This is a genomic window from Flavobacterium salmonis, assembly GCF_903819435.1.
Classification (GTDB): domain Bacteria; phylum Bacteroidota; class Bacteroidia; order Flavobacteriales; family Flavobacteriaceae; genus Flavobacterium; species Flavobacterium chungangense.
In genome coordinates this window covers 93,593-111,302 of sequence record NZ_CAIJDP010000057.1, presented here as the reverse complement: position 1 = coordinate 111,302, position 17,710 = coordinate 93,593, and the positions used below count along the sequence as shown (strand labels likewise).

Annotated in this window: 19 protein-coding genes; 9 read left to right on the top strand and 10 right to left on the bottom strand. The window is 33.1% G+C overall.

Annotated features, from left to right (window positions below; translation table 11 throughout):
- Positions 1–257: 257 nt before the first annotated feature.
- Positions 258–743 (top strand): hypothetical protein, encoded by a 486-nt coding sequence (locus tag FLACHUCJ7_RS03075; protein WP_031454252.1) that lies wholly within the window; start codon positions 258–260, stop codon positions 741–743.
- 104 nt (positions 744–847) lie between these two features.
- Here FLACHUCJ7_RS03075 and FLACHUCJ7_RS03070 read toward each other — a convergent pair whose 3' ends face one another.
- Both FLACHUCJ7_RS03070 and FLACHUCJ7_RS03065 read right to left on the bottom strand, forming a co-directional pair.
- Positions 848–1,951, bottom strand: a complete 1,104-nt coding sequence (locus FLACHUCJ7_RS03070) for a glycosyltransferase family 2 protein (protein WP_180907874.1) — start codon at positions 1,949–1,951, stop codon at positions 848–850.
- Positions 1,948–2,892 (bottom strand): lysylphosphatidylglycerol synthase domain-containing protein, encoded by a 945-nt coding sequence (locus FLACHUCJ7_RS03065; protein ID WP_180907873.1) that lies wholly within the window; start codon positions 2,890–2,892, stop codon positions 1,948–1,950. Before FLACHUCJ7_RS03065 ends, FLACHUCJ7_RS03070 begins: the two co-directional genes overlap by 4 nt.
- Positions 2,893–3,039: 147 nt before the next feature.
- On the opposite strand from FLACHUCJ7_RS03065, the gene ruvC reads away from it, so the two are divergent.
- Positions 3,040–3,594: a crossover junction endodeoxyribonuclease RuvC gene (ruvC, locus tag FLACHUCJ7_RS03060; protein WP_031454255.1), complete on the top strand. Its 555-nt coding sequence runs from the start codon at positions 3,040–3,042 to the stop codon at positions 3,592–3,594.
- A gap of 47 nt (positions 3,595–3,641) precedes the next feature.
- Here the strand turns inward: ruvC and FLACHUCJ7_RS03055 are convergent, their stop codons facing one another.
- A complete protein-coding gene (locus FLACHUCJ7_RS03055; protein ID WP_180907872.1) occupies positions 3,642–4,190 on the bottom strand; it encodes a DUF6252 family protein in 549 nt (182 codons plus the stop codon).
- An 81-nt stretch (positions 4,191–4,271) separates the two neighbouring features.
- Between FLACHUCJ7_RS03055 and hemW the strand changes: the two genes are divergently transcribed.
- From hemW to FLACHUCJ7_RS03025, 6 genes are all read left to right on the top strand, one after another.
- Positions 4,272–5,408, top strand: coding sequence for a radical SAM family heme chaperone HemW (gene hemW / locus FLACHUCJ7_RS03050; RefSeq protein ID WP_180907871.1), 1,137 nt, complete (start codon positions 4,272–4,274; stop codon positions 5,406–5,408).
- A 21-nt stretch (positions 5,409–5,429) separates the two neighbouring features.
- Complete coding sequence (locus FLACHUCJ7_RS03045) at positions 5,430–6,206, top strand: cyclase family protein (protein ID WP_180907870.1); 777 nt, start codon at positions 5,430–5,432, stop codon at positions 6,204–6,206.
- Positions 6,207–6,322: 116 nt separating this feature from the next.
- Positions 6,323–6,727: a GNAT family N-acetyltransferase gene (locus FLACHUCJ7_RS03040; RefSeq protein WP_180907869.1), complete on the top strand. Its 405-nt coding sequence runs from the start codon at positions 6,323–6,325 to the stop codon at positions 6,725–6,727.
- Positions 6,727–7,077, top strand: coding sequence for a DUF4260 domain-containing protein (locus tag FLACHUCJ7_RS03035; RefSeq protein ID WP_180907997.1), 351 nt, complete (start codon positions 6,727–6,729; stop codon positions 7,075–7,077). The genes FLACHUCJ7_RS03040 and FLACHUCJ7_RS03035 overlap by 1 nt, the downstream gene beginning before the upstream one ends.
- Before the next feature lie 6 nt (positions 7,078–7,083).
- Positions 7,084–7,452: an MmcQ/YjbR family DNA-binding protein gene (locus FLACHUCJ7_RS03030; protein WP_078227097.1), complete on the top strand. Its 369-nt coding sequence runs from the start codon at positions 7,084–7,086 to the stop codon at positions 7,450–7,452.
- Positions 7,453–7,557: 105 nt separating this feature from the next.
- Complete coding sequence (locus FLACHUCJ7_RS03025) at positions 7,558–8,271, top strand: PH domain-containing protein (RefSeq protein WP_031454262.1); 714 nt, start codon at positions 7,558–7,560, stop codon at positions 8,269–8,271.
- Between the two features lie 46 nt (positions 8,272–8,317).
- Here FLACHUCJ7_RS03025 and rodA read toward each other — a convergent pair whose 3' ends face one another.
- The 6 genes from rodA to purH all read right to left on the bottom strand — a co-directional run bounded on the left by rodA (position 8,318) and on the right by purH (position 15,593).
- Entirely contained in the window at positions 8,318–9,553 is a 1,236-nt protein-coding gene (gene rodA / locus FLACHUCJ7_RS03020) for a rod shape-determining protein RodA (RefSeq protein ID WP_031454263.1), read from the bottom strand.
- An 18-nt stretch (positions 9,554–9,571) separates the two neighbouring features.
- Positions 9,572–11,548 carry a penicillin-binding protein 2 gene (gene mrdA, locus FLACHUCJ7_RS03015; protein WP_078227098.1) on the bottom strand — a complete coding sequence of 659 codons (1,977 nt, stop codon included), beginning with the start codon at positions 11,546–11,548 and terminating at the stop codon, positions 9,572–9,574.
- Positions 11,545–12,051: a rod shape-determining protein MreD gene (locus FLACHUCJ7_RS25270; protein WP_078227099.1), complete on the bottom strand. Its 507-nt coding sequence runs from the start codon at positions 12,049–12,051 to the stop codon at positions 11,545–11,547. Before FLACHUCJ7_RS25270 ends, mrdA begins: the two co-directional genes overlap by 4 nt.
- On the bottom strand, positions 12,044–12,874 hold the full coding sequence (mreC, locus tag FLACHUCJ7_RS03010) for a rod shape-determining protein MreC (protein ID WP_078227100.1): 831 nt from the start codon (positions 12,872–12,874) through the stop codon (positions 12,044–12,046). The genes FLACHUCJ7_RS25270 and mreC overlap by 8 nt, the downstream gene beginning before the upstream one ends.
- A gap of 107 nt (positions 12,875–12,981) precedes the next feature.
- Entirely contained in the window at positions 12,982–14,010 is a 1,029-nt protein-coding gene (locus FLACHUCJ7_RS03005; protein WP_078227101.1) for a rod shape-determining protein, read from the bottom strand.
- Between the two features lie 56 nt (positions 14,011–14,066).
- Entirely contained in the window at positions 14,067–15,593 is a 1,527-nt protein-coding gene (gene purH, locus FLACHUCJ7_RS03000) for a bifunctional phosphoribosylaminoimidazolecarboxamide formyltransferase/IMP cyclohydrolase (RefSeq protein ID WP_180907868.1), read from the bottom strand.
- A 165-nt stretch (positions 15,594–15,758) separates the two neighbouring features.
- Here purH and FLACHUCJ7_RS02995 point away from each other — a divergent pair, with 165 nt between their 5' ends.
- Positions 15,759–17,006, top strand: a complete 1,248-nt coding sequence (locus FLACHUCJ7_RS02995; RefSeq protein ID WP_180907867.1) for an ABC transporter permease — start codon at positions 15,759–15,761, stop codon at positions 17,004–17,006.
- Between the two features lie 45 nt (positions 17,007–17,051).
- On the opposite strand, the gene FLACHUCJ7_RS02990 is transcribed toward FLACHUCJ7_RS02995, so the two are convergent.
- Positions 17,052–17,663 (bottom strand): hypothetical protein, encoded by a 612-nt coding sequence (locus FLACHUCJ7_RS02990; RefSeq protein WP_078227107.1) that lies wholly within the window; start codon positions 17,661–17,663, stop codon positions 17,052–17,054.
- Positions 17,664–17,710: the final 47 nt, after the last annotated feature.

The following is a 17,710-nucleotide window of genomic DNA, read 5'->3' as shown; positions in this document are numbered from 1 at the left end:
AAAAGTACACTATATAAATGTAATAAGAAAAAAGTTCAAAATTTTTTGATGAAGAATTTGATATGCTTTTATAATATTAATAAAAATAGAGTTTAAAATTATTTAACCTTATGTCTATTGTCTCGTGAACGAAAAGATAGTGGAATACAAATAAAGAATACGCATCATAAAAACTATGAAGAATATCTGGAATACGAAGGTTCTCAAAAAAAATAATTGTATTTTTATACCTTATAGTTCAATTCAACATCAAAATCTTGAAGCCGTATTTTCTTTTATTATTTTTTATATTTTTCAGTTCTTGTCAATATTTTGACAAGCAGGTTCCGTCTGAAAAAGAATTACTTCAAAAAGAATTAAAATCAATCAACTGGCAAGAAGTTGACGAATATCCATCAGTTGCAGATTGTGAGAAGATTAACGATAAAAAACAGCGTCAACAATGTTTTTTCGAAATCATGTCACAGCTTATTCAGGAAAAATTAGACATCGACACACTCTCAATTTTGTATCCCGAATTAGATACCATAGAAGTCAAAGTAACTGTTTTTCCTAATGCTACCCTGAAATTTGAACCGCAATTCCCTAAAGATTCAGCCACTTATGATACGATAAAAATAGACAGTATTCTTCGTGCCCGATTGATCGATTTTCCAAAAGTAAATCCTGCTATTAAACGCGGAATTCCGGTAAAATCACAATTTATTTTACCTGTAATTCTCAAGGAAAAAGATAGTAAATAAAATAAGAAGCTATTCCTGCTGTCCGCTGTATCTTTTTGTTTTTAAAGAAAAAACAAAAAGGATGTCGCTTCCATCTGGGCTAGGGCATCGGGATTCTAATAAAATTATATTTTAAAACGGCGGTCTTTCCATTCATAAGAACCAAACAAACTGTACAAAGCTACTGTTGTACTAAAAAAAGGATAAAGTAAACTGCTCAAAAGCAAACTTTTTATTTTTCCTTTAGTCAAAAAAAGATTGGTAACATAAAGCAAGACAAAGTCTGTCACAAATTTTAAAAAAGCAAACAAAACAAAAACCGGATAGGGCCAAATCCCAAAACAAACAAAGAAAAATCCGAGTACAAAACTCAAATTACCAAGAAAGACAACCAGTCCCAATAACTTTCCAAAGAGGCTTTGATATGAGCTTGTTTTTGCCGCCCAGCGTACTCGTTGATAAAATAAGCTTTTCAAGGTTTCAGTTGGTTTAGTGAGAACAATGGCTTCTTTAGCTTTTAAATAATGAACTTCTTTTGGAAATCTCTCAATCGCTTTTTGCAATAAAAAAACATCATCTCCACTGGCAATTTTATCGTTTCCGTCAAACCCGTTTAGCTTTTCAAACAATGATTTCGTGTAAGCAAAATTGGCACCATTGCACATAAAAGCCCGGTTAAGTCCAAAGCTCCCAATTGTAGCTCCTTGCAGACTGGTTAAATCTAATTGTTGAAAATGATCTAAAAAAGAGTTTTTACATTCATACGTTATAGCTCCTGCAAGCATCGAGATTTCATTTTTCTGAATGTAGTTGTCGAATGTCAGAAGCCAATTTTCAGAGGCAATACAATCGGCATCGGTAGTAATTACCCAATCGGTTTTTACATGCTGCATTGCGGTAGTGATGGCATCTTTTTTGGGTGAATTTGAAATACGAATATTGTCTGTTTGTGAAATGTGAAATGTAAAATGTGGAATGTGAAATTTTTCGTCAGAACCATCATCAACCAAAATCACTTTGAATAAATCCTTAGGATAATTAAGATTCGAAAAGCTCTCCAGAAGTATAGGCAAATTTTCTGCTTCATTGCGAAACGGGACTATAATCGTAAAACTTGTTTTGGGTTCTAAATTTGATTTTTGATATTTTTTGACTTTAAAAAAACCATAAATCAGCAAGCCGATTGTTATCACATAAATTTTTAATATGACGAACAATATCGGGATCATGCTGCTGTTTTGGTTTTAAAATTCAATACATAATAACTGCCTATAAGTACAGGTAAAACGACGTTTAAAAGCCACATGAGTGTACTAATGAAAACCACAATCCATTCGTTTACACCTAAAATTCCGAAGAAATAGATTGCAACGCTGCCTTTTACCGCAAAATCTAAAAACTGAAAAGTAGGTAATGAAGAGGCCAAAAAATAGACAGAAGTGATGGCCGCCAGTAAGGTCAAATAGGGTAAATGAACTTCAAAAGCGAGAAACAAAAAGTAATATTGGTGTGAGAAAACCAGATAACGGCAAATACCTAAAAAGATATTTTTCTGATGAATATGTTTTGGAATCTCATTGATCTTATGAATTAGTTTTTCAATTGAATATCCCTTTACTTTTATCTTTTTTATTGAAAACAATAGAATCAGGATCAGTAAAAATCCGCCAAATAAAATCAATACTGTTTTCGTGGTAATGACATTGTACAGCGCATTGAAATACAACAGACCAAAAATGCCAAAAATAATAGTGAGAATCATTTGTATTCCGTTGCATATTAAGTTCAGAAAAACCACTTTTTTAGCTTCAGATTTTGGGTAATACAACGCTTTTCCTGCGTATTCGCCAACTCCGTTTGGGGTGAAAATTCCGGCGGTTAAAGCCGCAAGAACCTGTTTTGTGGCTTCTCCTAAAGATATTGGGTAAATAACATTGACTAAATTCTGCCATTTTAAAATTTCAAAATAGCGGTTTAAAACACTTAAAAGCAAGATAAATCCAACTCCCAAAACCGACTGATTTTTTCGAAACAAGGTAATGAACTTCTGCCAGTCCAGTTTATCATTGTTCGCCAGCTGATCGTAAATAAAATAAAATGCACCGCCAACAATCAAAAGTTTGGCCACAAGAACAAGGAATTGCTTAGCTTTGTGAGGAATTGAAATCATGCCGCAAAAGTAATACAAAGTATTGTAATAATGCTATCCCACAAAGATTCACAAAGCAATCACAAAGACACACAGAGAAAACTAAAAAAACTTTGTTAATCTCTGTGTTAACTTAGCGGAACTTTGTGTAACCCAAACAAAAAACACTTGACAAAAGAACGCATCATATTAGGTATTGATCCCGGAACCACGATTATGGGTTTTGGACTGATTAAAGTAACCAATAAAAAAATGGAATTTTTGCAGTTGAACGAATTGCAGCTTTCTAAATACGACAATCATTACCAAAAATTAAAAATCATCTTTGAAAGAACTATCGAATTAATTGAAACGCATCATCCCGATGAAATTGCGATAGAAGCGCCTTTCTTTGGAAAAAACGTTCAGTCTATGCTGAAATTAGGCCGTGCACAAGGTGTTGCAATGGCAGCTGGGCTTTCAAGAGACATTCCAATTACGGAATACGAACCTAAAAAAATAAAAATGGCGATTACCGGAAACGGAAATGCCAGTAAAGAGCAGGTTGCCAAAATGCTTCAGCAACTTTTAGGCTTAAAAGAATTACCCAAAAATCTCGACTCAACTGATGGTTTGGCAGCTGCGGTCTGCCATCATTTCAATTCAGGAAAAGTTGTCGCCGGAAAAAGTTATTCGGGCTGGGATGCTTTTGTGAAACAGAATGAGGATAAAATTAGAAAGTAGCCAGATTAATTTTAATCAATCTGGCTAATGTGTAAAATTTGCAAATATTATTTTATATCCTCGTACTGATAATTAAATGTACCATCTGTAACAGTATAATTTGTGTCTTTTTGATCTGTGTAAGTTGAAGAAGTTGTGAAATTAAATTTCCCTTTTACAACTTTCTTTTGTGAGTTAATTTCGGTTATAGTAATCGAACCTTCTTTTGTATACTCCAATTCATTTGTTTCGCTGTCTGTTAAGTCGATTGCATGAGTAATTGGATTGTCTTGATCTGTAGTAAATTTGTAAGTTCCAACCTTAATATCTGTTCTTTTTAACCAAATATTGATTTCTGGATTACCCAAAATACCTCCTTGTCTTCCTTGAAGCATCACAAAGTCTGCTTTAGGATAATAAGACCAGATATTAGTTGAAGAATACAAGTTTGTCCCGAAAGGATTATTTGCTTTAAATGACTTTCCGTTAATTGTAGCAGTCATAGCAAATTCAGGTGATGTACCAGGATTTGGCTCATTATTTTCTGAACTATCATCTGAAGAACAAGAAAATAATAAAAATGGTAAAATAAGAAGCAACTGAGTAATTTTTTTCATGATATAATTTATAGATTTGGCCAAAACTAATAAATATTTTATACTTTATTAAGAATATTCAGTTTATTAAATAATAATTTTATGTCTGGAATCTACATTCATATACCATTTTGTAAACAAGCTTGCCACTATTGTGATTTTCATTTTTCAACTTCAATGAAAAAGAAAGACGATATGGTTTTAGCATTAGCTAAAGAAATTGCCATGCGTAAAAAGGAGTTTGAGCATGAGATTGTAGAGACCATATATTTTGGAGGAGGAACGCCTTCAGTTTTAAATAATGAAGAAATCAACTTTTTGATTTCAGAAGTTTACAGGAATTACAAAGTCACCAAAAAACCTGAAATTACACTTGAGGCAAATCCTGATGATTTGTCTTCAGAACGAATTTTAGAATTGTCTAAAAGTCCTGTAAATCGTCTCAGTATTGGAATTCAGTCTTTCTATGAAGACGATTTGAAGATGATGAATCGTGCTCATAATTCGGCGGAAGCCAAAAAATGTCTGGAAGAAGCGACAAAATACTTCGAGAACATTTCGCTCGATTTGATTTACGGAATCCCTGGAATGAGCGACGAAATGTGGAAACAGAATATTCAGACTGCTTTGGATTTTGGCATTCCGCATATTTCGAGTTACGCGCTGACAGTTGAACCGAAAACTGCCTTGAGCAAATTAATTCAAACCGGAAAAATTGCCGAACCGCAAGATGAAGCAGCTTCAAATCATTTTATGATTTTGGTTGAAATGCTTCAGAAAAACGGTTTCATCCATTACGAATTATCGAATTTTGGAAAAGAAAATTATTTCTCCAAAAACAATTCGGCTTACTGGTTAGGAAAAAAATACATAGGAATAGGCCCTTCGGCGCATAGCTATGATGGAGAAAAAAGAGGCTGGAATGTCGCAAATAATTCATTGTACTTAAAATCTATTCAGGAAAATGTTTTGCCTATAGAAACTGAAATTCTAACCGTTTCAGATCGTTATAATGAATATATTATGACAGGTTTACGAACTATTTGGGGTGTTTCATTAGATCGAATAGAGAATGAATTTGGCTTGGATTATTTGAATTATTTGCAAAAACAAAGCAAGAAATTTTTAAATGATGACTTGGTTTCGATTGAAAATAATATTTTGAAACCTACAGCTAAAGGAAAATTCTTAACCGATGGAATAGCAAGTGATCTCTTTTACTTAAATTTGGAAGAATAATAAACCTTGCGGTTAAACAATATGATAGCAAAAATCAGCAATTTTGAAATCGACTTATCAAAGCCTATTGATATTTCTATTCCGTTAACAAATACTGAGGAAAATCCAATTGCGTGGTACATCGAAAAACCAGCTATTGAACCAGTAGTTTTTGGTGACTGGATAGGGAAAGTTTCTGAAGGGAAATCATCTACCAACTTCAATAATATCTTTTTTAATCCGCATGGGCACGGGACACATACAGAATGTCTGGGACATATTACCAAAGATTTTTACAGTATAAATCAGTCTTTAAGAAAGTTTTTCTTTTTTGCGAGATTAATTACTGTTGAGCCTGAAAAAACGGGAGAAGATTTTGTGATTACGAAAGAGCAGATTTCAAAAGTTATGAATGTTTCGGGTTTTTCAAAAACAGAAGCGATTATCATCAGAACGCTTCCCAATCTAAAAGATAAAAAATCAAGAAAGTATTCAAATACAAATCCTCCCTATTTGTCTGAAGAAGCCGCGATTTTTATCCGCGAAAGCGAAATTCAGCATTTGTTAATTGACTTGCCAAGTGTTGATCGTGAGCATGATGAAGGGAAATTATTGGCACACAAAGCTTTTTGGAATGTTAAGAATACACATAATTTAAACAGCGATGCGCTTTTAGATGCGACAATTACAGAAATGATTTTTGTACCAAACGAAATTCAGGATGGGGATTATTTGCTCAATCTGCAAATTGCTTCTTTTGAAAATGATGCAAGTCCCAGCAAGCCTGTTTTGTATGCTATTTCAAACTTTCAACTGTAACTTTAGTAGTGCTCTTCGTTTTTTTTCAGCCAATTAAAAACGATAAAGAAATGAAAATGTAATGAATACGAAACAGCTTAAAAAAATTGTTTAAAAGAATAGAATGTTCAAAAATTATGAATCAGATTACCATCTCTACAGATAAAAGCAAACTTGATATTTTGTTCATTCAAAATTTTCTAAAAGATATTTACTGGGCTGCCGGAAGAACAATAGATGAAGTACAAACTACGATTGATGCTTCGGTTTGTTTTGGAATTTATTTGGATGACAAACAAATTGGTTTTGCAAGAGTAATTACAGATTATGTTGTTTTTGGATATGTAATGGATGTTTTTATTACAGAAGAGCATCGTGGAAAAGGATATTCGTCAATTTTAATTGAAAATATGATGAAGGAACCGTTACTGAAAGATATCAAAATCTGGCGTCTCGCAACAACAGATGCACACTTTTTATATGAAAAATTCGGATTTACAAAACTCAACCATCCTGAAAAAATGATGGAAAAAATATTATGATGAATATAATTATCAAGTTAGAGGAAACTGCTTTATTTATTCTCGGAATCTATTTGTTCAGTCTTTTAAGTTTTGAATGGTGGTGGTTATTAGTTTTAATTTTAGGTCCTGATGTATCGATGCTGGGTTATATATTTGGAGACAAAAGCGGAGCATTTTTTTATAATGTATTTCATCATAAAGGAATTGCAGTTTTATTTTATATTTTAGGGTCGTATTTTAAAATTGAAGACTTGCAATTAGCCGGAATTATTTTACTTTCACATTCTGCAATGGATCGGATTTTTGGTTATGGTCTCAAATATGAAAAAGGTTTTAAATACACTCATTTAGGTGAAATTGGTAAATAAGCAATCATGAATTTAGAAACATATTACGAATATTGCCTTTCTAAAAAAGGCGTAACAGAACATTTTCCTTTTGATGAAGATACTCTGGTGTTTAAGGTTGGCGGAAAAATGTTTGCCTTATCTTCTTTATCCCAATGGGAAAAGAATGAAGCTTCAGCTAATTTGAAATGCGATCCGGAACGTGCGCAGGAACTCAGAGCAGAATATGACGAAATTAAACCGGGATTTCACATGAGCAAAGTGCATTGGAATACGATTGCATTAAACGGAAATTTACCGACATCTTTTGTTAAAGAACTTATTGATCATTCGTACGAATTGGTTTTCAAAAGTTTGACAAAGAAAATTCAGAATGAAATTATCGACCCGGGGTAAAATTTTACCGAACGGGCGGAGCAATTAGAAAATTAGGCATTACATTTGTAAGGAATGTCAAAAACATAACACTCAATTAATTTGCAACTTAGTAGTTTATAGAATATGAAAGAACAATTTAAAAAATTTCTGAACGAAGAACAAGATCCGAAAGCAATTGAAAAAATTACTTCAAAACTCAGTGATTTATTAATGAAGGGAGAAGAAGTAGGGTATATCGCGGTTCAAAAAAAACCAGCAATTACTGTTTTTCCTGACAGTATTGTATTAACGAATAAAAGAATTATTATTTGTGAGCCTAAAAACTTAGGGCTTTCGATGGATTTTACAGATTATACCTGGGACAATATAGCGGGTGCTTTTGTAAAAGAAAATATTCTGGGCTCAGAATTCTCATTTAACACAAATACTGATTTCTCAATTTCGATAGATTATATCCCAAAAATTCAGGCTAGAAAAATATATACTTACGCAAAAGAACAATTAGATTTGCTAAAAAATCCGGTAACTATTGAAGCGCCGGTTTTTGAAAATGCAAAGCCAGAAGTAGAAAGCGAAAGCATTGTTGAAGATGATATTGAAGAGGTTGAAACGGAAGAAGTGTCAAATTTTGCAGAAATTATTCCGGCAACAACTCCGTATGAAACTTTTGAGACAATCCAGCCAATTCCTGCTTCAACTGGGGAACGCAAACTAAGTGATTTGTCAAAAGAAGAACTTTTTGATAAATTACAGAATTATAAAAAGTTATTGGATAATGGCTTGATTCTGCAGGGAGAGTATGATGCTTATAAAAAAGAAATTTTAAGTTATATGTAATAAAAAAATCCGAAGCTTTATACTTCGGATTTTTTTATTTTTTTGGTTACCATTCATTGACTTTATTGGCATCCATTTTTAAGAATATAAAAAGCAAAATCGTAAATCCCCATAGTCCGGATCCACCATAAGAAAAGAAAGGCAAAGGAACTCCAATTGTTGGAAAAATACCGACTACCATGGCAATGTTTACAAAAAAGTGAATGAATAAAATTCCTGCAACACAATATCCGTATACCCGGCTAAATTTTGTTTTTTGCCTTTCGGCTAAATAAATAATTCTTAAAAGTAATCCGGCAAATAAGGCAATAACAATAAAGGAGCCGGCAAAACCCCATTCTTCACCCACAGTTGTAAATATATAATCTGTGTGCTGTTCAGGGACAAAACCACCTTTTGTTTGGGTTCCTTCTAAAAACCCTTTTCCAAGCCACCCACCAGATCCAATAGCAATTTCAGATTGATTAGTATTGTATCCAATACCTTTCATATCAACCGTTTTTCCTAATAATATGTTGAAACGGTCTCTGTGATGTTGTTTAAACACATGTTCAAAAACATAATTTACAGAAAAAACAAAAGCCGAAATAATAGCCAGAAGTATGCTGCTTAATATAATGTTTCGATCAACTGTCCGTCCTTTAAAATATATAATAATAAGTACCGCCAATGCAAGTAAAATAACAACGTAAGGTTCTAAAATGAGTGTTAATACAAATAAAAGGATAGTGATAAAACCTGTCCAGACATACCAGGATGGAAGACCTTCCCGATATAAAACAATAATAAAAATACTATAAATTAAAGCGCTCCCGGGATCTGGTTGCGGTAAAATCAAAATTACAGGCAGGAATATTATGGCAAGTGCCTGAATTTGGCGATTAGTTTCTTTTAAATTAATCTGTGTGTCGCTTAGATATTTAGCCAATGCCAATGATGTAGCTGCTTTTGCAAATTCTGAAGGCTGAAGTGTAAAACTTCCTATGGCATACCAGCATCTTTGTCCGGCAATTGTTTTTCCAAATAGAAATAATCCGGCCAATGATAGTAGTGAAACCCCAAAAATAATACTGGCATATTTTTCATAGAATTTTCCATCAACAAACAAAACAATGAAAATTAATGGTATCGTACAGGCGATAAATATTAACTGCTTTTCATAAGTTCCTTCTGTAGAAGAAAGGGAAGATGAATATATATTTAGCCAGCCCAGAATAACCAGAACACTGTAGATAATAACACTTATCCAATCAATATTATTTTTTACGCTTTGATTTTTCATTTGAAATGGAAGTCCTTATTAATTTCGTTTGATAGAATCTACTTTAGTTTTTGAAATTATTTTTTTGCTTTTTGCGATAGAATCTTTTCTTTGTATATTTAGCTTAATGGCATTTGCAATAGAGTCCTTTGTTCTTAGATCTTTCTTAATAACTTCTGAAAGTCCGCCTAATTTTGCATATTCACTTTGTAAACTTTTGTTTAAAACCCTAACTTCTAAATCGGTTCTTGAAATTTTTCTTTTTAAATATTTTTCAATCATTAAACTCGCAATTGGACCTGCTACTGTTGCTCCAAATCCTCCATTTTCAATCATAATGGCAATGGCGATTTTCGGGTTATCTTTAGGTGCAAAAGCCACAAAAATAGAGTGATCTTTAAGTTTTTCTCTTTTACCGTTTATTTTGGCATAATTTTCAGCTGTTCCCGTTTTTCCACAAATATCAATTCCGGGCACATTTAAACCATGTGCAGTACCTAGATTATAAACATCGAATAGCCCACTAATAACAGGGGGGAAATATTTTTTATCGATGGTTGTTACGTGTTTAGTAGTAAACTTTGCATCAATCTTTTTGCCTTCTATTTTTTTGATAATATGAGGCGTATAATAATATCCCTGATTGGCAACAGTTGCCATCATATTTGCTAATTGAATTGGAGTCATCAAAACTTCCCCCTGACCAATTGCATTTGATACAATCGTAGTGCTTCGCCAGCCTCCATTAGGATATATTTTTTTATACGTTTTTGAAGTAGGAATATTTCCTCTTTTACCGGTTGGCAAATCATAGCCCATAAACTGACCAAGTCCAAAACTTTTAACGTGATCGCTCCAAACATCCACTGCCTTTGCCGGATTATTGTATTTGTTGATGGTAAGCATGTAAGATTGGGCAAAATAGGTATTACATGAATTATAGATACCATTATGTAATTGATGCGGTCCAAAACCATGGCATTTCATAAAACGTCCTCTTCCGTAGCTAAAACCGTGATGACACATAAAAGTAGTCTGCTCATTGATTACGCCTTCTTGTAATGCAACTAAACCGGTTAAGATTTTAAAAGGTGAGCCTGGCGGATACTCTGCTAACAGTCCTCTGTCATATAAAGGTTTTGCTATAGAGTCATGATATAACAGCGTATAGTTTTTAGAACGCTGCCTTCCAACTAAAATACCTGGATCATATGAAGGAGCGGTAACAAGTGCTAGAATTTCACCTGTTTTAGGTTCAAGAGCAACAATACCACCTCGTTTATTGATCATTAATTCTTCGCCGTATTTTTGAAGTTCAGCATCAATAGTTAAATTAATATCTTCTCCTTGCACCGCAATAGTATCGTACTTCCCATCCTTATAGGAACCAATTTCTCGATTATACTTGTCTTTTTGGATATATTTTACGCCTTTTATCCCTCTCAGTACTTCTTCGTAGCTTTCTTCAACGCCTTGTTTACCAATTAAATCACCACTGTTATAATAAGGGTTTTTTGCAATCTGGCTTTCGTTTACCTGAGTGACACCTCCAAAAACATTAGCGCCATAATCTACTTCGTAATCACGTAGGGATCGTTTTTGAAAATAGAAACCTTCATATTTTCTTATTTTCTCCTGAAAAGCGGCAAATTCTGTTTTGTTTAATTGGGGTAAAAATACAGAAGGTAATCTGGGACTATAAACCTTTGCTTTTGCTACTCTTTTTTCGTAGTCTTCTTTTGTAATGTGTAATAACTCACAGAATTCAGCAATATTAAGATCGTCTTTAATATCCCTCGGAATTACCATGATATCATAAGAAGATTGATTTGCAACAAGCAGTTTTCCGTATCTGTCGTAAATATAGCCACGTTCAGGGTAATCATATTTTATTTTAATAGCATTATTTTCTGATTTCAATTTGAAAGAATCATCAATAACCTGCAAATAAAATATCCTGATCACTAGCAAAGATGCTGCAATAATAATTAAAGTGGGCAGCAGGACTTTTCTCATCGTTTATTTGGCTTAATAAGATATATAATTATGATAGAAATGAGTATCGTGAAAACAGAACTGAATAGGGTCCTGAGTAAAATATCCAAGATGAATTTAAATTCAAAGGCCAGAAGAATAAATAATACTATATGGTGTAGTAAAACAGAAACCAAAATGAATGAAAATCGTTCAGGTGTTAATGACTCATTTAGTTTTATAGTTTGATATTCATAACTTAATCCGAAGGAAAACTTAAAAATATAAGGTCTGTAATACGATAAAATTACGCATGAAGCAGCGTGAATTCCACCTGAATTACAGAACATGTCCATAGTAAGGCCTAATAAAAAACTGGAAATTATTAAACCGGTTCTATTACTGTTTACTGGATATAAAATGATATATAGAATATACGGAAAAGGACTTATGTATCCTAGGAAATTCATATTATTAAAAATAACAATCTGAATTGCCAGCAACATAATAAATCGAAAAATATTGACTAACAATGTGCTATTCATCTTTTTCCTTGTTTTTGTTTTCTAAATTAATTAGTTCTTCCCTTCCCTTACTTTTAATGATATAAACATGTCCTAAATTAGTCATGTCGTTAAATAATTTGACATCAATGGTGTAGAATGTCGTTTTTGTGTTGGTATAATATTTATCAACTACACCAATATTAATGTTTTCAGGGAAAATTACAGATTGTCCACCTGTAACAATAGTATCTCCCTTTCTAACAGAAGCCAGTCTGGGAACATCGGTTAATTGTACAGTACCTGTGCTTTTTCCATCCCAGGTTAGAGAACCAAAATGATTTGATTTTTTTAGTTTTGCATTAATCTGCGATTTCATATTCAGAATGCTAATCACGGTTGAGTAATTTGGTGAAGTATTGTCTACAATACCAATAATGCCTAAACTATTTATTACCCCCATATCTTGTTTGACTCCTTCGTTTGATCCGGAATTCAAAGTAATATAGTTTTCATGTGTACTATATGAATTATGAATTACTTTCGAAACAATGATATCAGCTGGTTTGACACCTTTAATGCTATCAATCATTGGCGCTTTGGTGGTGTCTTCTTTATTAAATAAAAGACTTTTTAATCTTGCGTTTTCAAGTACCAGTTCGTCATTTTCAGTTCTCAAATTCAAATACTCATTTACATTGTTTATTTTTTCATAAACGCCGCCGCTAATAAAGTTAGCAGAACTGATCATTCTGCTCCTGTGAAAAGAGTGAGATTGGATTGTGAGTGCCAACGAAATACCTAAAAGCAGCAAAAACAGCAATCGATTACTGTTTCTTATAATGAAATTAAAAATTTGCTGCATTTCTTGTTCGGTTATTTTGTTTCAGGATATGCTTTGGGTTCAAATTTTATTAGAGTCAAATGATTCAATTTGACTCTAATAAAAATATATTGATTGTTATTTTTATCTTACTTGATTAAGATACTTTTAAATTTTGCAATGTTTTTAAGTGCCATTCCTGTTCCACGAACAACTGCTCTTAATGGATCTTCGGCGATGTAAACAGGTAAATCTGTTTTTTGTGAAATACGTTTGTCAAGACCTCTTAACATCGATCCTCCACCAGCTAAATAAATACCAGTGTTGTAAATATCAGCAGCTAATTCAGGAGGTGTTTGAGATAAAGTTTCCATTACAGCATCTTCGATACGCTGAATTGATTTGTCTAATGCTTTGGCAATTTCGCGGTAAGAAACATCAACTTGTTTTGGTTTACCGGTAAGTAAATCTCTACCCTGAACTGACATGTCTTCTGGAGGACTTTCTAAATCTTCGATAGCGGCTCCAATTTGAATTTTTATTTTCTCTGCGGTACTTTCTCCAACAAAAAGGTTGTGTTGTGTACGCATATAATAAACAATATCATTTGTGAAAACGTCACCCGCAATTTTCACAGATTTGTCACATACAATTCCACCTAAAGCGATAACGGCAATTTCAGTTGTACCACCACCTATATCTACAATCATATTTCCTTTTGGTTGCATGATATCGATACCAATACCAATTGCTGCTGCCATTGGCTCGTGAATCAAATAAACTTCTTTTCCGTTTACTCTTTCACAAGATTCTTTTACAGCACGCATCTCAACTTCAGTAATACCAGAAGGAATACATACTACCATTCGTAAAGCTGGAGTAAACATTCTTTTCTTTAATGCAGGTATGCTTTTAATGAACATATTGATCATTTTTTCTGAAGCATCAAAATCGGCAATTACACCATCCTTCAAAGGCCTTATGGTCTTGATGTTTTCATGCGTTTTACCTTGCATCATGTTGGCTTCTTTTCCAACAGCAATGATTTTGCCAGAAACTCTATCGCGTGCAACGATAGATGGGCTATCAATAACAACTTTATCATTATGTATGATTAAAGTGTTTGCGGTACCAAGGTCTATCGCAATATCCTCGGTCATGAAATCAAAAAATCCCATAAGTTTGTTAGGGGTTTAAAATGTTATAATTAATTTATCGAACAAAGTTAAACAAATTAATGTTTAAAATGACGTGTTCCTGTAAATACCATTGCAAGATTATTTTCGTTGCAATAATTTATGCTTAATTCATCTTTTATCGAACCACCTGGCTGAATTACTGCCGTTATTCCTGCTTTTTTGGCTAATTCTACACAATCCGGAAAAGGGAAAAATGCATCGCTAGCCATAGAAGCTCCAGTTAAATCAAATCCAAAAGCTTTTGCTTTATCTACTGCCTGAACCAAAGCATCAACTCTTGAAGTCTGACCAGTTCCTGACGAAATTAATGTTCCGTTTTTTGCAAAAACAATCGTATTCGATTTTGTGTTTTTACAAATTTTTGAAGCAAATATTAAATCTTCTATTTCCTGAGCGGTAGGCTCTGTAGTAGTAACGGTTTTTAAATGCTCTTTAGTATCAGTGATATTATTTCTATCCTGAATTAACACTCCGTTAAGACATGTTCTTACTTGTCTTGAAGGTAATGCAACTTCATTTTGAACTAATATGATTCTGTTTTTCTTTTCTTGTAAAACACTAATTGCTTCGTCATCATAACTTGGAGCGATAACTACTTCGCAAAATAATTTGTTAATTTCCTGCGCTGTTGCTAAATCAATTTTAGTATTGGCAATCAAAACACCTCCAAAAGCAGATGTAGGATCGCAAGCCAAAGCGGCTAAATAAGCTTCGCTGATTGTTTTTCTTGAAGCTAATCCACAAGCGTTATTATGTTTTAAGATAGCGAATGTTGGTCCGTCTGTTTTGAATTCAGCAATTAAATTGACAGCAGCGTCAACATCTAATAAATTGTTGTATGATAATTCTTTTCCGTGAACTTTTTTGAACATAGCGTCAAAATCTCCAAAGAAAAACCCTTTTTGATGCGGATTTTCTCCATACCTCAAAACCTGACCGTCTGCAATACTTTCTTTGTAAATAGTTTCATCAGTCTTGAAATAATTAAAAATGGCACCATCATAGTGAGAAGAAACATGGAATGCTTTTGTAGCAAGTAATCTTCTGTTTTCAAGAGTTGTGGCTCCATTTTGTTCTGTAATCAAATCTAAAAGCAGGCTGTATTCGTTAACCGAAGCAACAATTACAGTGTCTTTGAAGTTTTTTGCACCCGCACGGATTAATGAAATTCCGCCAATATCAATTTTTTCAATAATATCTTGTTCGCTTGCACCTGAAGCAACTGTTTTTTCAAATGGATACAAATCAACAATTACCAAATCAATCTGAGGAAGATCAAATTCTTTCATTTGCTGAACATCACTTTCGTTATCCTGACGATTTAAAATTCCGCCAAAAATTTTCGGGTGTAATGTTTTTACTCTTCCGCCAAGAATTTCAGGGAAAGAAGTAATATCTTCAACAGGAACTACCGGAATGCCAAGGTTTTTAATGAAATCTTCAGTTCCGCCAGTCGAGTAAAGAGTAACGTTTTGTTCGTGTAATTTTCTAACGATTGGTTCTAATCCATCTTTCGAAAAAACAGAAATTAATGCTGATTGTATTGTTTTAGTTGTACTCATTGTGTAGTTATAATTTTCAGACTGCAAAAGTAGTTTTTTTTGATAATATATTTAAAGGAATTCTTGTAACATTATATTAAAAAAAACTACTGATGAGTTAGTTACCTTTTGTTAGGTTTTTGATTTAAATTTATTGAATTTTACTTTATCGAAAAAAACAAAAATATGCTACTTTATCTTAGGTTATTAAAAGAAAGTCTGAGTTTTGCAATTAATGCTTTACGAAATAATAAGTTGCGAACTTTATTGTCACTATTGGGCGTGACAATTGGTATTTTTTCGATCATTGCTGTACTTGCTGCTGTGGATTCTTTAGACAGGAAAATTTCTAAAGATCTGAGCAGTTTAGATAAAAATACGATTTATTTAATGAAATATAACTTTGGTCCATCTGAAATTCCACAATGGAAGAGAGAACAGTTTCCGAATGTAAAATATGATGAATACATCGCTTTAAAAAATTCGCTAAATAATACAGATCAGGTAGGTTATCAGCTTTTTGTGAATCGTGAAAGTTTAAAATACGATTCAAAAACCGTTGCTGATGTAAATATGATTCCTTCTTCATTTGAAATGGTCGATATTGATGGATTAAGTTTCGAGAAAGGAAGATTTTATAACGAATCAGAATCAAATTCAGGAACTCCGGTAATTGTTTTAGGATATGATATCGCCAACGGACTTTTTGGAGAAAGTGATCCTATCGGAAAAAGTATTCGTTTGTACGGACAACGCTTCACGGTTATTGGCGTAATGACAAAACAAGGAGCAGGCTTTTTTGGTGATAGTAACGATACTTCAGTTTATTTTCCGGCTAATTTTTTACGCAGAATGTACGGGGATAGCGATGCAATGACGCCCGTAATTGTTTTAAAACCTGTAAAAGGTATTGATATGGATGCCTATAAAGCAGAAGTGGCACAAAAACTAAGAGCAATTCGCGGAATGAAAGCAGGGGAGATGGATAATTTTTTTATTAACGTACTTTCTGGTTTTACCGATTTTATTGATGGAATTTTAGGTCAGATGAATGTGGTAGGGTGGATTATCAGCGGATTTTCTCTTTTAGTTGGAGGTTTCGGAATCGCCAATATTATGTTCGTTTCCGTAAAAGAAAGAACCAATTTAATTGGAATTCAAAAATCCCTGGGAGCTAAAAACCGATTTATTTTATTTCAGTTTTTATTCGAAGCCATAATTCTTTCTGTAATTGGCGGGATTATTGGTTTACTGATGGTTTGGGGAATTGCACTTATTCTAACAAAAGCACTCGATTTTGAATTTGTTCTAAGTTTTGGAAATATAATTTTAGGAACAACACTGGCCGCTCTTATCGGATTAATTTCAGGAATTTTGCCTGCAATTTCGGCCGCAAACTTGGATCCGGTTGAAGCGATTAGAACGGGAATGTAGTTTTTTAAGTGCTGAGATTCTGAGTTGCTAAGTCTTTATTTTTTTTTAATTCGAATAGGAGGCTTTATAAATTGAATCAGGAAATTTAATTCTTGTTTTGTCCCATTTAATATTTCTATAATTGTAGTAACCATTAACTTTCTTGTATTTTAAGACAGTATCTTCTTCTTGTGTTGTTCTTCGGATAACAACAAAATCACGATCTCTTTTGAAAAAATTTAGAGATCTATTTAAGTCGAAAAAAACTTTCGCCTTTAAGGTGTCAGATTGAGATGCAATAAAAGTTTGATTTCGAAAATCATCTTTGTAATTCAATTTAATAAAATCGTAAATGTTTTTATTCGAAATTTCAATTATATCCTCGGGCTGTAAGTTTGTGAAGTATGGGATTGTATCAGCTGTTGGTGTTCCACAGACTGCTCCTATTCCTTTGCGTTGAAAGTAATAGGCTGTGGAGTCAGAGTTAATTATAAATGTATTAGTTCCATATACAAGCCAACCTGGAGGAGGTAAAGGAGCTGGCATAGTGTCTTTGTCGTGAATTATCGCATGGTTTTCCTGAGAAATTATATAAGGAATGTTTTCTTGTTGATTTTCTTTCTTGTTACAATTTAAAAGAAGAAAACAAATCATAAAACCAATAAAAACTCTTTTCATATAAATAAGATTTAAAATAAAGATATAAAAAAATCTCACCTGCAAGT

What these genes read in the sequence shown, in the direction of transcription:
- hemW (WP_180907871.1), top strand. Translation starts at nt 4,272, where the DNA reads ATGTCTGGAATCTACATTCATATACCATTTTGTAAACAAGCTTGCCAC.
- mreC (WP_078227100.1), bottom strand. Translation starts at nt 12,874, where the DNA reads ATGCAGCAAATTTTTAATTTCATTATAAGAAACAGTAATCGATTGCTG.
- FLACHUCJ7_RS03065 (WP_180907873.1), bottom strand. Translation starts at nt 2,892, where the DNA reads ATGATTTCAATTCCTCACAAAGCTAAGCAATTCCTTGTTCTTGTGGCC.
- FLACHUCJ7_RS02995 (WP_180907867.1), top strand. Translation starts at nt 15,759, where the DNA reads ATGCTACTTTATCTTAGGTTATTAAAAGAAAGTCTGAGTTTTGCAATT.
- FLACHUCJ7_RS03055 (WP_180907872.1), bottom strand. Translation starts at nt 4,190, where the DNA reads ATGAAAAAAATTACTCAGTTGCTTCTTATTTTACCATTTTTATTATTT.
- FLACHUCJ7_RS03005 (WP_078227101.1), bottom strand. Translation starts at nt 14,010, where the DNA reads ATGGGATTTTTTGATTTCATGACCGAGGATATTGCGATAGACCTTGGT.
- FLACHUCJ7_RS03045 (WP_180907870.1), top strand. Translation starts at nt 5,430, where the DNA reads ATGATAGCAAAAATCAGCAATTTTGAAATCGACTTATCAAAGCCTATT.
- mrdA (WP_078227098.1), bottom strand. Translation starts at nt 11,548, where the DNA reads ATGAGAAAAGTCCTGCTGCCCACTTTAATTATTATTGCAGCATCTTTG.
- FLACHUCJ7_RS03025 (WP_031454262.1), top strand. Translation starts at nt 7,558, where the DNA reads ATGAAAGAACAATTTAAAAAATTTCTGAACGAAGAACAAGATCCGAAA.
- FLACHUCJ7_RS03040 (WP_180907869.1), top strand. Translation starts at nt 6,323, where the DNA reads ATGAATCAGATTACCATCTCTACAGATAAAAGCAAACTTGATATTTTG.
- FLACHUCJ7_RS03035 (WP_180907997.1), top strand. Translation starts at nt 6,727, where the DNA reads ATGAATATAATTATCAAGTTAGAGGAAACTGCTTTATTTATTCTCGGA.
- rodA (WP_031454263.1), bottom strand. Translation starts at nt 9,553, where the DNA reads ATGAAAAATCAAAGCGTAAAAAATAATATTGATTGGATAAGTGTTATT.
- FLACHUCJ7_RS02990 (WP_078227107.1), bottom strand. Translation starts at nt 17,663, where the DNA reads ATGAAAAGAGTTTTTATTGGTTTTATGATTTGTTTTCTTCTTTTAAAT.
- FLACHUCJ7_RS03030 (WP_078227097.1), top strand. Translation starts at nt 7,084, where the DNA reads ATGAATTTAGAAACATATTACGAATATTGCCTTTCTAAAAAAGGCGTA.
- FLACHUCJ7_RS25270 (WP_078227099.1), bottom strand. Translation starts at nt 12,051, where the DNA reads ATGAATAGCACATTGTTAGTCAATATTTTTCGATTTATTATGTTGCTG.
- purH (WP_180907868.1), bottom strand. Translation starts at nt 15,593, where the DNA reads ATGAGTACAACTAAAACAATACAATCAGCATTAATTTCTGTTTTTTCG.
- FLACHUCJ7_RS03070 (WP_180907874.1), bottom strand. Translation starts at nt 1,951, where the DNA reads ATGATCCCGATATTGTTCGTCATATTAAAAATTTATGTGATAACAATC.